The organism is Streptococcus halitosis (assembly GCF_023147855.1).
Classification (GTDB): Bacteria; Bacillota; Bacilli; order Lactobacillales; family Streptococcaceae; genus Streptococcus; species Streptococcus halitosis_B.
In genome coordinates, this window is sequence record NZ_JAHXOP010000002.1 from 199,423 (window position 1) to 215,468 (window position 16,046).

The window sequence follows — 16,046 nt, forward strand, 5'->3', positions numbered from 1 at the left end:
GAAAATGACCATAAAAAGGAGGTTCCACCATGACACAAGAATGGTTTGAAAGTGCCGATCTTGAGAAGAAATCACCTCAGACGAAATCGGAAAACCAGCCCAACGAGCCTGAGACTTCAGAAACTGTGGAAACTGAACCACAAGCAAGCGAAGAAACACCTGTCTCACCTAAAGAGTTGGAAAGGCATGAGGAGGAAGCTCCCGAAATGATTGAGGAAACCCAAACCGAGGAAGAGGGAGAAGGGAAAGCTGAAGAGGAACACAAGCAAGAAAACTCTGCAAAAGAAAAAAGCATCCTCAGCAAGGCTTTAGAAAGTCCTTATATCCCAGATATTGATCCTCGTAAAACTGCCCGATTCAAAGAAGAAATCGCACTGTTTTGGACTTGGCTGCTGGATGCTATCCAAGAACCAACTGCTAGCAAGACTACGGACCAAAAGCATCGTTACAGTGTCTTTGGCCTGCTCACCCTGCTGTCCTCGTTCAACCTTTTCTTTAGTATCTATCATATCAAGCGCCTCTACTATGGCTATATGATTTCTATGGCTAATAGCTCTCCTAACCAGCTCCCACCTTTAGATCTCTTTGCTGGACTTTCTATCTTGGTCACTAGCGCTCTATTTTACTTTTCCATCATTTTGGGAGGCTTTACTGTCCGACGTGTACTGGACCAGGAGAGCGACTTCACTTTTCAAGAAGCTTTCGATCGTTACAGCAGACTCTTTGCTATCCCGCTTGTCCTAACAGCTCTAGCAAGTTTCTTTGCACTCTTTGGTGGCTTACGATTTGCTGGGATCCTCACTCTTCTAAGCATGGCCATCTTTGCCCTTGGCAATCTCTTTGTGATTAGTAAACCAAGTAAGACTAGTGGCCTTGACCCATTCTATCGTTTCTTACTAGCTGTCTTACTTGATGGTGCTATTCTCTTACCCTTCTTCATTGCAGAGCTCGCGCTGACAGTAGACTACCTTCGCATCCTGACCTTCTTTTAACTAAAATCCCTGCCATTTGTTAATGACAGGGATTTTTATGCTTACTCTTTTTTGGACAAGGTCTACTCGATGCTTGCCAATTCCTCAAAATCTTGTCCTAGGATGGGTTTTATTCCTAAAGTTCAGTCGTATGATAACATTGCTATGAAACTCGTTATTCCAAATATTTTGCAAATTAGTTATAGGTAAAATGAAGATTAGAAACCACCAATCTCCATTTTTTAACTTTTAATGAAATTCATCCATATTAATAACTTTGCTTGCTCTAGCAATAACATCCTTATCATGAGTCACGACAATAACAATCTTTTCCTCGTTCACTAATTTCTCAACCTCATTTAGAAATAATTCAGTTGAGTTTCTGTCCAAATTTCCTGTAGGCTCATCAAATAGATAGATGTCCTTTTCTTGCGACAAACTCCTCATGAGTAGAATTTTTTGTTTCTGACCTTGCGAAATATTGGTGGCTTTCCCATCAATCTGATGACTCAGAGATACATTGAGATTCAGACTATCAAGATTATTTAATTCATAGTTTTCCTTATTAAATAGGGTGAAATTAATATTTTTTGAAACACTTCCAGGGAATACATGAAATTCAGATGAATACACGCTTAAATAATCCAAAATATTAGTCTCCTCTAAAGTAGAAAAACTTTCCATTCCATTCAGTACAATATCACCCTCTGTTGGAGAAGATAATCCCTGAATAATATTCAAAAGAGATGATTTCCCAGTTCCATTACCGCCTGTAATAACGGTTAATTCACCACTATTAAACTCGAAATTTAATTTATTAAACACCAATCTTTCATCCCATTTTTTACATAAATTCCGACATGACAACTGTTTAATTTTAGCTACTGAAACAGGAATAACATCCCTTTTCGCTTCTACCTCCTCTGTTCCAATAAACTCAAAGGAATATTGACTTTTTTTCAATGCTACCCAAGATGTAATTAAAGAACTTAAAATGCTGGATAAAAGTAATAGAATCAAAATACTATTTGCATACTCTGCTATATGTTCATAATCTCTCATAGAAATTATAGTAGCAATCAAAAATGAACCAGTTAAACCTATAAATATCTGAGTAGAAGCTAATAATCTATTGGTAATATGCGTACTATCTAGTTTCGTTCCCAACAGTTCATTGAGTCTTTCATTAAATTCTTTGATAAAGTCGCTAGATTTTTGGAAACTTATAATATCTTGCAAACCATAAATTGTATTTTCTACAAGAGAACTAAAGTTAGAACTCTTAGCAATAAATTCTCGCTGATTTTTTACAACTTTTCGTATCTCAAAATTTACATATAAACCAAGAATAACTATAGATAAGCTTGTAACTGCGAAAATAATGATATTCAATTTTAATAGCAATAATAGTAGCAAGCAAAACACTAAAAGTTGTACCTTTAAGTAAAATTTTTGCATAATACCTGTTGCTGATAACAACAAATTCCAAAAATAACTACTAACATACTCATAATTCTTAGTTAAAGAAAAATCATTTAATTGGTTCTGATAAAAAGAGGACAGAATATCATTTAAAAAATCATTTTCAATCTTTCCTTTTAATCTTGTTTCCAATATAGAAAACTGCCAATACAAATATGAACCTAATATTATTGAAGCGAGACTAAATAACTGAAAGCTAAACTGAATATTAAGCAGATTAGACATTGTTATTTGTAGAAAAAAAGCAATAGTAACTGGTAAGGTAATTTTGGCTATTCCCAAGAAAAAGATTGCAAACTTTCTCTTCCAACCAAGTGAAGCTAAAAATCTATGATATAACTTATCTGCATAGCTCAAAGTAACAACACCTTTTTTATCTTCTAAATTAACACTCTCACTCTTTTGGGGAATTAAAACAACTCCTACACTCTGACTAAAAAGTTCTAATCTTGAAATTTTCTCAATTTCTTCATTCGCAGGATCGGAGACCGTCAATGAATTACTATCTCCATCTAATACAACAATATAATGAGGCAAACCAGCTCTTTCTACTACCATCAAATAAGGAAATGATACGTTATTTAATAAACTCGGAGTGTCAATTTGATAAGAATCCGCATCAATACCATAGCTTTTTAATACATCTTCTATTTCAAACAAAGACAGTCCTTGGTGATTATTATTATCAAATTGTAGACTATCTAAATGTTCTAATTTGGGGAAATAATAAGAAATGATTGTCTTAACACAAGCCATTCCACAATCCAGCAAAGTTGCTTGTTTATAGTGACTAACCATTATTTTCTCCTTTTTCAACACTTATCTTACTATAGCCATCAACTTCAATGATGCTATTCGAAGTTTGATTTGTGGTAGGAACCCTTAAAATTTCTCCTATATTGTTTGTATGTAAAGTATAAATCCCATCAAAATCTTGAGGAACTGTAATAGATACATCGCCAACAAGAGTATCTATGAATATTTTTTCGAAAGTAGTATTTTTTCCTAAGGAAATAGTTACATATAACTTGTCTTTTCCTTCTGAACTCAGAGCCAAATTAAAACCATGTTGTGAAAATGGTAGATATAGACTATCTGAACTCATTTTAACGTTTTTAGATATATTATTCGCTGATTCTTCGGAAACTTTTCCTTCTATTTGAACACTTGTTTCATCTGATTCACTCTTGACAACTTTAACATCAATTGCTTGCTTTGATCCATAAAACTCTAACGTTTTAATACTTTTAGAAGAGAGAGTCCATGATTGTTTCACACTGATTGTTGTCTCTCCTCGTTTTAAGGTTAATAAAATTCCAGCTACTACAAACAGTAACAACAGTCCAATTACAATTCCTATTTTTTTCATCATTAGTCCTCCTACTTAAATTCTTTTTTACTAAATACAGCTAACGCAAGCACAAGTACTGCTATACTCACCACTATAGGATAGCATACGTTTGTAAGGGTAAATTGACTGATATCTGGTGATGCTTTCAAATTTAAAGTCATTAGTAAATAGTCTCTCATACTCTCACCAGAGTTTGGAAGGACGTAAGCCAATAGGTTATCAAATAGTAAAATGTAGAGTGTGTAAATCATACATGATTCATAAACCTTATCAAATATTTGAAAAATCAATAAGGAGATACTGATAATGACCAAATAGTATGGTAGCTGGTGTAAAAATGCCGAAACAATCAACACCATGTCCCCTTCTAAATAAACAAGAGCTGCTAAACTATAAAAAATAGACACATATAATAAAGACAAACAAAAGGTTCCCAAAGTTTTATATAAAAATAACTTCCATCGTTGTTTTTCTTTTGTGAGCAAAATATTAATCGTACGGAAACTATAATCTTCTCCCCAGAAAAATAAATTGGAAGAGATGAAAAGTAAAGGAATAAAACCACTCACGTTTGAAATCAACACTCGAAATGCCGGCTCATTTTCATTTGATGACTTAAAAAACAAGGAGAATAACAAAACTAATAACCCTATCAACAAACTAGGAAGCACTCCTCTTTTTTCCCAGTAAAATTTATACATATCTGCTTTAAGAGAATTCATGACTCTCCTCCTTTCTTAAATCATCAGATAATATTACGCAAATAGTAGTCCTCAAAGCGTTCCTTCTTAATATAAATATCCTGTATCACTAGATTTGAACCAATACTATATTCCAAGATAGCCATTAATCTTTCCTTTTCTGTCACAACCAGATAGTCACCTTGCTCAAAGTGATCAATGCCCTCTTCTTCTAAAAATATTTTCAGAATCTGATTACAACTCGTCTTAAGGAAAATCTTTTCCGACAAATCATTCGCTAGCTCTTTTGAACTCATCACATTTAGAATTTTTCCCTTTTTCATGATGATATACTTATCTGTTATAAACTCCAACTCTGATAGGATATGGCTTGAGATTAAAAAAGTAACTCCTAACTGATCCCTTAAATTCAAAATCATTTTTCTTAAATCTGAAATCCCTTGAGGATCTAAACCATTCACGGGTTCATCTAAGATAATAAGCTCTGGATTATCCAACAGCGCAATCGCAATCGATAACCTCTGCTTCATTCCAAGGGAATAGTTTTTTACTTTTCGATCCCATGACGGTTCAGGCAAGTGAACCAATTCCAACATTTTTGTGATATCTGTCTTTAAACCAAATCTTGTCTTGTAATATTGCAAGTGTTGACGTCCAGTCAAGTTTGGATAGAGGGCAGGTGATTCGATAATACTGCCAATCTTATGCTGCGAAACACTCTCTATTTCTCCCTTATCAGCTCGAATTAGTCCTAGGAGAATTCTCATTAATGTTGTCTTTCCAGCACCATTTTCACCGATAAGACCACATATTTCTCCTCGTTCAATATCAAAGGAAATATTATGGAGAACCTGTTCTTTCCCATATGTTTTATCGATATTTTTAAGACTTAAAATCACACGATTCATAGTTTCTCTCCGTTCATTATATTAAAAAAGTCTCTGACAAGGAATGAACCCTGCCAGAGATTTTTAGCTTACATTAACTCCAACAGAAGAACCCAATACCTGTGAGCATTCCATAAATACCGAGTGGTGAAACAGCACAAAATTGACCTGCTACAATGTGTCTTTTATGTTTATTACTTAGTTTTTTCATTATTTAACCCTCCTTTTAATCCCAACAAAAGATACCTACTCCATATCGAAGACCTATAATACAAAAGCGACCTGCTACAATGTGCTTTTTATTTTTGTTACTTAGTTTTTTCACTACTTCATCCTCCTATTTAATCCCAACAAAATATGCCTACTCCATATCGAAGACCTATAATACAAAAGCGACCTGCTACAATGTGTCTTTTGACACGTCCAGTTAGTTTTCTCATCAGAAAACCCTCCTTTTAAAAAATTTTTTATAATAACCAAATGAGATTCTCATTTCAGTTATTTATTAACTGTTTTAAATCTTTAGATAACATTTCTTCGCTTCCTTGTTCAACATAAATTTCTTTCACTATCCCATCTTTATCCACTATAAAGATAGTTGGAATAGCTTTTACATCCAAGAACTTAAAAGCTTGTAAATCTTGATCTATATAAACTGGAAAGGTAAAACCCTGATCCCTTAAAAATTGATGAGAGGTTTCAAGTGTTTCACGTTCCCCATCAACTATATCCACCATAAAGAAATCAACTTTATCTTGATATTTATCATAAAGGCGCTGAATGATTGGGAGCTCTTTTTGACAATCAGGACACCAACTAGCCCAGAATACCACAACCTTTGGTCTAAACTTATACTCTGACAGTTGAACCTGCGCTCCCTCATTGGAGGTCAACAATGCATTCTTGAATGTTGTATTTTTAGTTTTTGAAATATATTGTTTTATTTCCTCTTCTTTTTTTAAGAGAAGCTCTTGTTTTGTTTCTTCTTGATGATGAGATTCTTGGTTTTTATAGTAAAATCCTGCTAAAAATAAAGAAGCTATCACAAGAATAAACATTGCCTCTACAACATGTTTTTTTGACATCATGGATTGTCCTCCACCTCTGAAATTTTAAAACTTTCGATAATAGATAATTCTTCTGGTAAGATTAAAACTCGCTCTTCGCCAGCATCTAAAATTGCTAAACGAAATGGTTCCTTGTTCAACTCTATTTGTACCAACCTTTGCTCAGTCGTGTTATTTCGAACTATCAAACTGTGGCGAGTTTGTGTAAAAGTCTCTAGCGAGATACTAAAATCTTCCATTTCCATCTCCTACCCAGAAAACCAAAAACTAAGACTTAAGAATACTGCAAATCCAAACATTTTTCTTTCCTCCTTATCTCTTGTTCTTTATGATTAAAGTATAACGCTTTCAAAAAGAAAAAAACATGACAAAAATGTCATGTCAGCTCTTCATTTCCTCAAAAGTTTTTAAATCTTTTTCTTTTTCTCCTAATATACGCGCTTCTAATACTGAGTCCCCAAATGCTTGAGCACAAACAATAGCTCTGTCATATAATTGGATAGCTTTTTCCTTATCCTGTTTATGAAATAAGGTACACATAGCATCTAGCATATCAACAATTGGCTTGTTTTGAAAATCCTGCGATATAGTCATCAATGTGTTCATTGCCTTAACATAAGGCTCAAAAGTGGAGTAAGATTTTTCCATCCATTGAACAGCTAAAGAATCAAGCACAGTTCTTTTTAACATATAGGCTGTCTCTAAATCTGATGAATTTGTTTCTCTTATAAGTTTTTTAGAAAGCATCCAAAATAGTTCAGGATTATACTCAGTCGGTCTTGCTAAACATGAAACAAAGTACAGCTTTATCAAAAGCAAATCATTCACCGAGTAGTTTTTCCTTATCTTTACTTGCTCAAAATACTCATCAAGCAAAGCATCGCCAAACCCTGCATCTTCACTTACAAAGACATCAAAACTAGCTTGTAAGGCACTAACAGCAATCTGCTCATCCTCAGGTAGACTGTCATAATAGTGTTCGTAAACTCTTTCAAACAACTCTTCCTTAACCTGGATTCTATCATCATCTCCATAAGTTTGAAACTTAATAAGTTTATCCTTTACTATCAAGTACTCTGAAGGTAAAATCATATGATCCATATCTACTATATGTGAAATTGGACAACCTAGTTTGTAAGCTATATACTCTACCTTGGATAAACTTGGGGAAGACTGCCCTGATTCAATCCGTGCTAATTGGCGCACCGTTATCTCAGTTTCATCATCACAAAGAGTTTCACGAGTGATATGTTTCATCTCTCGCAACATTCGGATTCTTTTACCTACTTCCTTCTTGATATCCATCTTAAGATCTCCTGATCATTATTTAACGAACAATATTGTATTTTTTATTATATTATACTGCTTTTTATTAAACTAAGCAATTTTTGAAATTTCATATTACAAAACCTAACAAGGCTAAACTATCTTTCGCACGCTAAATAGACGTTAACCTGCTTTACTTTTCTTGTGCCAATCCTTCAAAATCTTGTTCTAGGATGGCTTGTACCTCTAATTGATTAGCATCTAATTGCTGGTAAAATGCTGTTGGTAATGACTCTAGGAATCTTGCATAATCCAAGCGAGCGATGGCTTCATAGTCTTCTGCTTTTGAGCCATCACCAGAAATCGTCACTAGGTCAATCTCCCAAATAAGCTCCTTGCCTGCCAGCTGCTCGGTATAAGGAGCTGGTACAAAGGGTTCCTTTGGTAAAATCGTCTTGACTCCCTGGGCTAGGTGATAGATACCGTGTACCTTGCCTTGGGCGTCTGGGTAAAATTTCACACTGGCAAGGTAGGCATCAGATCCTTGAACCTTCTTGACTAGCTCTTCAAAACGTGCCAATCCATCCTCAGCCAAAAAGCTCTCGAGGTATTCCTTGTTGAGATAGATAGGGGACAAGAGTCCTTGGCAGTATACCAGACGAGCCGCCTTATCCGCTAGATAATGCTTGACTGTTTGTCGGAAATAAGCTTCAAAGTCAAATCCTTCTAGCCCTTCTGCCACTTGCCCCAACTTGCTTGATAGGGCTTGGAGGAGAGCTTCTACAATCTCCCAGTCCGCTCTAGTAAGGAAGTCTGGAATCACTACTTGATAGCCTTTTCGACTATCCGCATAGTTCACCTTGAAGAGAAATTGCGACTGACCTACAATCCCACACTCGATATACTCGAGACGATTGAGGGGCTGACGGAGATAGACCGCATCATAACTGTGTGACTCCAAGCCCTCCACCAAGGCCAGGATGGACTTGGCAGTCAAAATTCCCTGTTCTCCTAAAATGCTCTGTTTGTTTGGAATAAAAAATGTTTTCGCCATAACTGGCCTCCTTTGAAATCGTTTACACATAGTATACCCTATTTTCCTGAAAGATACAGAAACAAATTTTAGATTTTTAGATAAAAAGCATAGAAAAACAGCCCCTAAGGACTGTTTGATGTTATACAGTAGCGACTTGATCCAAGCTTTCACCGATAGCAGCTAGGCGCTCGATTACTTCTGCTTGTGTCAATTCATTTTCTGAAACATAGCGGTTGCGTGGGTGAACACGGCACTCGTGTGAGCATCCACGAAGGTACTTGTCTTCATTTTCTTCTGATGTCAAGATACGACGGTTACAGAAGGGATTTCCACAGTTGACATAACGTTCACATGGTGTTCCATCAAACCAGTCTTTCCCTACGATGGTTGGGTTGACATGGTTGACATCGACTGCGATACGCTCGTCAAAGACGTACATTTTCCCATCCCAAAGCTCGCCTTGGACTTCTGGGTCTTTACCGTAAGTTGCGATTCCTCCGTGCAATTGACCGACATCTTTGTAGCCTTCACGGACCATCCAGCCTGAGAATTTCTCACAGCGAACGCCACCTGTACAGTAAACCACGACACGCTTGTCCATGAATTTTTCCTTGTTATCGCGAACCCATTGTGGCAACTCACGGAAGTTGCGGATGTCTGGGCGGATAGCCCCACGGAAGTGTCCTAGGTCGTACTCATAATCGTTACGTGTGTCAAGGACAACGGTATCTTCGTCAAGAAGGGCTTCTTTGAACTCTTTTGGAGACAAGTAAGCACCTGTTGTTTCAAGTGGGTTGATGTCGTTGTCAAAGTCGTTGTCTTCCAAACCAAGGTGGACAATTTCTTTCTTGTAGCGAACAAACATCTTCTTGAAGGCTTGTTCATTTTCTTCGTCAATCTTGAACCAGAGGTCTTCCATTCCTGGGAGGCTGTGAACGTAGTCCATGTATTTTTGAGTTGTTTCGTAATCACCTGAAACGGTTCCGTTAATTCCCTCGTCAGCGACTAGGATACGGCCTTTGAGGCCGATTGATTTACAGAAAGCCAAGTGATCTGCCGCAAATTGCTCTGCGTTTTCAATTGGAGTATAAAGGTAGTAAAGTAAGACACGAATATCTTTTGCCATAAGATTTGTTCTCTTTTCTATTCTTAAATTTTCAGAATTTTTCATTCAACTATACTAGTATACCCACTTGGGAAAACGAATGCAATTTATTTGACCGGAAATTGTAGAAAGAGTCCTACCCCTGCACTTCATCAGTAACCATAGCGAATCGCAGATAATTCTCTCAATTTTTTGACTTGCTTAGCTTGACTTTCTGACAAACTTAGCTTGTTATCAATCAACACACGTGAGATGTCAACATTCATTTGGCTCAGAATAAATGGAGTAGAGGTTCCATCGTCCTTTAATCGTTTTTTATAAATCACTAACTGATTTTTCAGGGGAGCAAGTTGAGGCGCAGCCTTTATATCTTCCAATAGATGATCAATGATGGTCATCGCTTTACAACGTCTTTCACTTCCTCCAGCAAACCATTTTAATGGTGTCATTCTCATTTTCCTCCTGAAATTCGCTTATAAATTAAAAAAATATAATCCCTAACTCTCCAGCCAATATTTTACCCAAACACCCTATGTAAAAAAGTCAGCAAAAATGGCAAGGTCGCTACAATATTATTGATTACATGCACCGCATAGGAAGGATAAATGCTCTTGGTATAACGGGTCAAACCAGCAAAAATGATTCCAGATGTTGCAAAGACGAAGATATCTAACAGACTAGGAAGGCTTGAAAAATGAGGGAGAGCAAATAAAATAGAAGGGAGAAGCAAATCAAGACCACATCTCGAATCTTTAAAAAAGGCGTGTTGCAGTAATCCTCTATAGATTAACTCTTCCATCAGCGGCCCCAAAAAGAACAGGGCTATATAGATACTTAGCTCTGCAAAGTTAGTCCCACTATAACCAATCAATACAGCCCAACCTTCAGCAGTTGACTGGACATGTTTAGCTGTCTGAACGTTAAAAGAGATCTGGAGCACTACCACTAATACTGTCAAAATCGAATACCAAAGCCATTTTTTTCTTGGAATACGAAAGAGATAACCGTGCCCTGTCTTAATCAGAATCCAAATCATGACTCCGATAAATAGCAGACTTAAGATATTTTGAATCCAGAAGAAATTGCCAATCTGGGAAGAAAATTGCCAATAGTTTTGGACAATAAGCGTCAGCTGGGAAAGGCCAAATACGAAAAATAGGTAAGAGAAGACAGCACTCATTTTGAAAAGAAGACGATATTTTTTCATAATAAATCCCCTATAGATGTATGTGTATCACATCGCATAAACCCTCAGAACTACTCTTTTCATTTTTACATCCTAAAAATCACTACCTCCCCTAGAAAACTAAGGAAGGCAGTTATCACATTTTTAGGAATTAGGAATGAATACACGAAATCAATCGAGCTTATGATTTTTTATTTTTCAAGAATTCGTCGTATTGTTTTTGCATTTCGTTCAATACTTTTTCGTAGGCACCTTCAGATTTCAATTTTTCCATCAATTCTGGAATAGCTTTATCTGGGTCTACAGTACCAGTGTTGATAGCTGTATCGAATTGTTGCATTGTGTTAGAAATTGCTGAAATTTCAGATTTGACACTGTCAGTGTTAAAGATAAATCCAAGCGCTGGAGATTCTTTGGCTTCTGCCAATTGTTTCTTAGAATCTTCGATTTGTTGGTCTGTAACGTTTTCGTTGATGTAAAGGATCCAGTTGTTACCTGTGTTCCAACCTGACATGTGAGTATTTCCTTTATAGCCATCAAGAACGCGTACACGGTTTTCTTTACCTTCAACTTTTTCCCAGTTCTTGCCTTCTGGACCGTAAACAAGACCGTTCAAGAGTTCTGGGTTAGTGTTCAAGAGGTTCAACACTTCCATTGATTTTTCTTTGTTCTTAGAGTTGTTTGAGATAACAAAGTTGGCAACTTGTGTTGTTTGATTTTTCTTGATAAAGTTAGTGATTGGTTTGATTTGGATGTCTTTGTTAGCAACACGTGAAAGCAAGCTGTTACCGTAGTCAGCTGGTCCTACTGTTTCTTCACGAACGAACCAAGTATCTTGTTGAAGGTCAAATGAAGTGTCGCTTGTTGCTACGTCTTTTGGAATGTATCCTTCTTCATAGAATTTGTGAAGAGTCTTCAAGTGTTCTTTGAAACGAGGTACTTCGTAACGGTTTACAATCTTAGTAGTGTCTCCTTCAAGATCGATAACAAATGGAAGTCCGTTTGGTACTGGGTAGTCAAAGTTATCAGATGGGATAAAGTTCTTCGTAACCGCAAATGGTACTACGTCTGGAGCTTTTTCTTTGATTTGTTTCAAGACTGGCTCAAGTGTTTCGTATGAAGTTACACCTGAAATATCGATACCGTATTTAGCAAGAAGAGTTCCGTTGAAGGCAAAGTTTTGAGATGATGCAACGTTAGCTGCAACTGGTACTGCATAGATCTTACCGTTTACAGTGTTCCCTTTGATGTAAGCTGGGTCAAGTGCTTTGTAAAGCTCTGCTCCTTCTTTCTTGTACAAATCAGTCAAGTCAGCGTAAGCACCTTTTTGAGCATTTACGACATAGTTAGATGCAAATGCGATATCATAGTTTTCACCAGATGATGTGATAACAGACATTTTCTTATCATAGTCACCCCATCCAAGGTATTGGATATCCAATTTAGCACCGACTTTTTCTTCGATGATTTTGTTTGCATTTTCTAGCAATTCATCCAAGTTGTCTGGTTTGTCACCGATTTGGTACATTTTGATTACAGGTTTTTCACCTGAAGTAGTATCTGCAGCTTTTTTGTTGTTACCTGTAAGGTTTCCACAAGCAGCAAGACCAGCAGCCAAAGCGACTACGCTAGCAGATGCAAAAGCATATTTTTTCCAGTTTTTCATGATAAAAACTCCTTTTTTTGTTTTTAAACTTATAAACAATTTAATGATTTGTAACTTCAATCACTAAGATGAAGTGGGGAAGGGAGAAACGGTGTTTCTCAGCAAGTGCTATTCTTTCACACCACCGATCGTCAACCCTTTAACAAAGTAGCGTTGGAAGAATGGATACAGAATCGCGATTGGAAGGGTTGCAACAACAACCATGGCCATACGACCTGTTTCTTTCGGTAGAGCAACTCCCAGTTGGCCAGATAGACCGACTGCTTTTGCGATATAGTCCATATTTTGTTGGATTTGCATAAGCAAATATTGCAATGGATACAAGTTATCACTCTTGATGTAAAGAAGGGCGTTGAACCAGTCGTTCCAGAAACCAAGAGCTGTCAAAAGCGTGATGGTTGCGATACCTGGAAGTGACAAGGGCAAACAGATCTGGAAGAAGATCCGAGCTTCACTGGCACCATCGATACGAGCAGATTCGAGAATGGCTTCTGGAATGGTCTTCTTGAAGAAGGAACGCATCAAAATGATGTTGAATGGTGAGAGAAGCATTGGAACAATCAAGGCCCAAACGGTATCACCAAGTTGAAGCAGGCGAGTGACCACAATATAGCCTGGTACCAAACCAGCATTGAACAACATACTAAGAAGAGCGAAGATTGTGAAAAATCTGCGGTACTTAAAGGTTGTACGTGAGATGGCGTAGGCATAAGTGGTTGTGATGAAGACGTTGGTCACTGTTCCGACTACAGTTACAAAAACTGAGATAAAGAGCGCTTGGAGGATCTTATCTTTAAACTGAGCTAGGAACTGGAATCCATCTACACCAAATTTCGAAGGGAAAAAGCTATATCCATACTGGAGGATGCTCTTTTCATCTGTCACCGAAATGATGATAACGAAGATAAAGGGCAAGATACAAGAAAGAGCGATCAAACCAGAGATGATACTAAAGAAGATATCTGCTTTCTTACTGAAGGAGTGAATGCCGACATTATCGATTTTTTCTTTTTTAATTTTCTTTTCTGCCATATTCTCCTCCTTTCTAGAACAAAGCTGAGTTTGGATCGACTCGTCTTGCAAGCAAGTTTGATAGGATAACCAGAATCAAACCGACAACGGATTGGTAAAGACCGGCTGCTGAAGCCATACCGATATCTGCTGTCTGAGTCAAACCATTAAAGACATATACATCCAAAACGTTGGTTACATTGTAAAGCTGACCAGCATTGTGTGGGATTTGATAGAAGAGACCAAAGTCTGCGCGGAAGATATTTCCGACTGCAAGGATGGTCAAAACTGTTACAAGTGGAGTCAACTGAGGAATAGTTACGTTGCGAATGCGTTGCCACTTGCTAGCCCCGTCCACTGTCGCTGCTTCGTAGTAGGTTGGGTCAATCCCCATGATTGTCGCATAGTACATGACACTGCTATATCCAAAGCCTTTCCAAATACCTAGGAAAAGGAGAAGGTAGGGCCAAATGCCTAAGTCAGCGTAGAAGTTGACTTCCTTCATGCCAATGGATGTTAGGAAATGGTTGAAGACCCCTTTGTCAATGTTTAGGAAGGCATCTGTAAAGAAACTGATGATAACCCATGACAGGAAGTAAGGGAACAACATAGACGTTTGGAAAATCTTAACCATTCTCTTAGAGCGAAGCTCGCTGAGGATAATGGCAATCCCTACTGATACAATCAAACCGATAAAGATAAAGCCGAGATTGTAGAGAACGGTATTACGAGTGATGATAAAGGCATCTTTTGAACTAAACAAGAATCTGAAATTATCTAACCCGACCCATTTACTATTCACAATACTATCTATGAAACCATTACTGGTCATATGGTAGTCTTTAAAGGCGACCACATTCCCAAATACTGGAATGTAAAAGAATAGAATCAACCAGAGTGCCCCTGGTAAAACCATCAAGAGAAAGATCCAGTTATCTCTCAAGGTCTTTGAAAACTTTTTCATAATTTCCTCCCTTTTTATTCCTAAAAACTGATTTCATCGAATTTTTAGGTTTGATAACGATTACATTATTAGTATACTCCTATTTGAAGGCTAGGTTAAACTACTAATTATAGAAAAAACTCCACAAATTATTTTTTGTGGAGAAGTTTTTTATAAAAAATAGGTTTCACGAGAAACACTCTGCATACGATAAATGTATTTCCTCTTTACTAATTGAAAACTTGTTCTAATATTGGGTGATGAAACTCGACAAAATGAACCTGGGCATTTATGATAGCCCCTGATTGATTTTTATCAATCTCTGGTCTTCCTTCGGTGTGTAAAAGAGCAGGATTACCATCCTTGTAGCCAAAGAGAATCACCTCTGTCTCTGCTTCATTCACATAGCAAGCTAGGATTTTAAACCGCCCAGAACCTGAACCTGCACTATACCCATACCATTTAAAAGTATAATTCACCCCATCTACTTGTCCAAATTGCATTATCTGGTCTGGCACTGCTAGTCCATAGTAGTGACCATATGTTGCTAAGTTAGTTGACTTAAATCTTTCACCTTTACTATCCGAATAGGATTCTATGGCTGTTTTTATCTTGTCTATTAAAGAACTATTATCTGTATCTGGCTCGCTCTCTGTAGTTACACTTGTTTTTAATAGAAATTCCTTAAAACGTCGCGCTAAATCTGTATTCTCAGTCTCTTCAAAATTTGCAGTAGGGATAGTTTCCAGTGTCTTATCGGTATACAAGACCTGTGCTTGCCCATCCTTCAGTGTAAATAGGTAGAAATGTTTGTCCTGATTGTCATAGTAGGCATCCAAAACCAAGTAATCATAGGCATTGTCACTCGATACTCCAAAAACATTCCATTTGACACTTTTCTGAGAGACAGTTGTTGTTTCTAATTTTTTGATGAGATCATTCTTTTCATCAAAGTTTCTATGCTCTAGTCTATGATAGGACTGCCACCTAGAAGAAGCTCAGCTTGCAAACACTTCTTCCCACTTTTCGGTGTTGTATTGGATTAGCTTCTGAAAATCTGAGTAGTTCTTCATAATCAAGGTTTGATCAGTCGGATTCGATAACTGGAGTTCTTCCATGGCTGCAACTGTGGCAGCCATCGGTGATTGAACAGTTGCAGCCTTGGATTCTTTTTCGTGCGAAAGAGCTTTTTGATAGGAATCTGCTAAATAGTGAAAATAGTTGGTTGTTTCCTTGGTTTGTTGCTCCCTTGGTATTGCCGGACTAGTTGCTCTATCCTCTGTCGTTTTATGGCAGGCAGATAAAACTAGCACACTCGCACCTAGGACTAGTAGTAGCTTTTTCATAGTCATACCTCCAAACTGTCTCCGTAGC

General features: G+C 37.2%; 17 protein-coding genes. 1 reads left to right on the forward strand and 16 read right to left on the reverse strand.

What is annotated here, in order from left to right; translation table 11 throughout:
* Positions 1-29: 29 nt before the first annotated feature.
* Positions 30-992 carry a DUF6574 domain-containing protein gene (locus KZX55_RS05425; protein ID WP_248025458.1) on the forward strand — a complete coding sequence of 321 codons (963 nt, stop codon included), beginning with the start codon at positions 30-32 and terminating at the stop codon, positions 990-992.
* A 228-nt stretch (positions 993-1,220) separates the two neighbouring features.
* On the opposite strand, the gene KZX55_RS05430 is transcribed toward KZX55_RS05425, so the two are convergent.
* The 16 genes from KZX55_RS05430 to KZX55_RS05505 form a co-directional block, all read right to left on the reverse strand.
* Positions 1,221-3,251, reverse strand: a complete 2,031-nt coding sequence (locus tag KZX55_RS05430; RefSeq protein ID WP_167265747.1) for an ATP-binding cassette domain-containing protein — start codon at positions 3,249-3,251, stop codon at positions 1,221-1,223.
* A complete protein-coding gene (locus tag KZX55_RS05435; protein WP_248025465.1) occupies positions 3,244-3,825 on the reverse strand; it encodes a hypothetical protein in 582 nt (193 codons plus the stop codon). The genes KZX55_RS05430 and KZX55_RS05435 overlap by 8 nt, the downstream gene beginning before the upstream one ends.
* 8 nt (positions 3,826-3,833) lie before the next feature.
* Positions 3,834-4,526, reverse strand: a complete 693-nt coding sequence (locus tag KZX55_RS05440; protein ID WP_248025467.1) for an ABC transporter permease — start codon at positions 4,524-4,526, stop codon at positions 3,834-3,836.
* Between the two features lie 23 nt (positions 4,527-4,549).
* Positions 4,550-5,413 carry an ATP-binding cassette domain-containing protein gene (locus tag KZX55_RS05445; RefSeq protein WP_248025476.1) on the reverse strand — a complete coding sequence of 288 codons (864 nt, stop codon included), beginning with the start codon at positions 5,411-5,413 and terminating at the stop codon, positions 4,550-4,552.
* A 473-nt stretch (positions 5,414-5,886) separates the two neighbouring features.
* Positions 5,887-6,480: a TlpA family protein disulfide reductase gene (locus tag KZX55_RS05450; protein ID WP_109289561.1), complete on the reverse strand. Its 594-nt coding sequence runs from the start codon at positions 6,478-6,480 to the stop codon at positions 5,887-5,889.
* Entirely contained in the window at positions 6,477-6,698 is a 222-nt protein-coding gene (locus KZX55_RS05455) for a hypothetical protein (RefSeq protein WP_109289560.1), read from the reverse strand. The genes KZX55_RS05450 and KZX55_RS05455 overlap by 4 nt, the downstream gene beginning before the upstream one ends.
* A 142-nt stretch (positions 6,699-6,840) precedes the next feature.
* On the reverse strand, positions 6,841-7,764 hold the full coding sequence (locus KZX55_RS05460; protein ID WP_109289559.1) for a helix-turn-helix domain-containing protein: 924 nt from the start codon (positions 7,762-7,764) through the stop codon (positions 6,841-6,843).
* Between the two features lie 154 nt (positions 7,765-7,918).
* Positions 7,919-8,779: a DUF4299 family protein gene (locus KZX55_RS05465; RefSeq protein WP_248025477.1), complete on the reverse strand. Its 861-nt coding sequence runs from the start codon at positions 8,777-8,779 to the stop codon at positions 7,919-7,921.
* A 121-nt stretch (positions 8,780-8,900) separates the two neighbouring features.
* Entirely contained in the window at positions 8,901-9,887 is a 987-nt protein-coding gene (locus KZX55_RS05470) for a rhodanese-related sulfurtransferase (RefSeq protein WP_001030012.1), read from the reverse strand.
* A 131-nt stretch (positions 9,888-10,018) separates the two neighbouring features.
* Complete coding sequence (locus KZX55_RS05475) at positions 10,019-10,315, reverse strand: bacteriocin immunity protein (protein WP_248025478.1); 297 nt, start codon at positions 10,313-10,315, stop codon at positions 10,019-10,021.
* Between the two features lie 68 nt (positions 10,316-10,383).
* Entirely contained in the window at positions 10,384-11,073 is a 690-nt protein-coding gene (locus tag KZX55_RS05480; protein ID WP_248025483.1) for a CPBP family intramembrane glutamic endopeptidase, read from the reverse strand.
* 160 nt (positions 11,074-11,233) lie between these two features.
* Positions 11,234-12,718, reverse strand: coding sequence for an ABC transporter substrate-binding protein (locus KZX55_RS05485; protein ID WP_248025487.1), 1,485 nt, complete (start codon positions 12,716-12,718; stop codon positions 11,234-11,236).
* A 108-nt stretch (positions 12,719-12,826) separates the two neighbouring features.
* Complete coding sequence (locus KZX55_RS05490; RefSeq protein WP_000818344.1) at positions 12,827-13,750, reverse strand: carbohydrate ABC transporter permease; 924 nt, start codon at positions 13,748-13,750, stop codon at positions 12,827-12,829.
* Between the two features lie 13 nt (positions 13,751-13,763).
* Positions 13,764-14,693, reverse strand: coding sequence for an ABC transporter permease (locus KZX55_RS05495; protein ID WP_000714584.1), 930 nt, complete (start codon positions 14,691-14,693; stop codon positions 13,764-13,766).
* 209 nt (positions 14,694-14,902) lie between these two features.
* Positions 14,903-15,604, reverse strand: a complete 702-nt coding sequence (locus KZX55_RS05500) for a DUF4767 domain-containing protein (RefSeq protein WP_248025687.1) — start codon at positions 15,602-15,604, stop codon at positions 14,903-14,905.
* A gap of 66 nt (positions 15,605-15,670) precedes the next feature.
* Entirely contained in the window at positions 15,671-16,018 is a 348-nt protein-coding gene (locus tag KZX55_RS05505) for a hypothetical protein (protein ID WP_248025488.1), read from the reverse strand.
* Between the last annotated feature and the right edge of the window lie 28 nt (positions 16,019-16,046).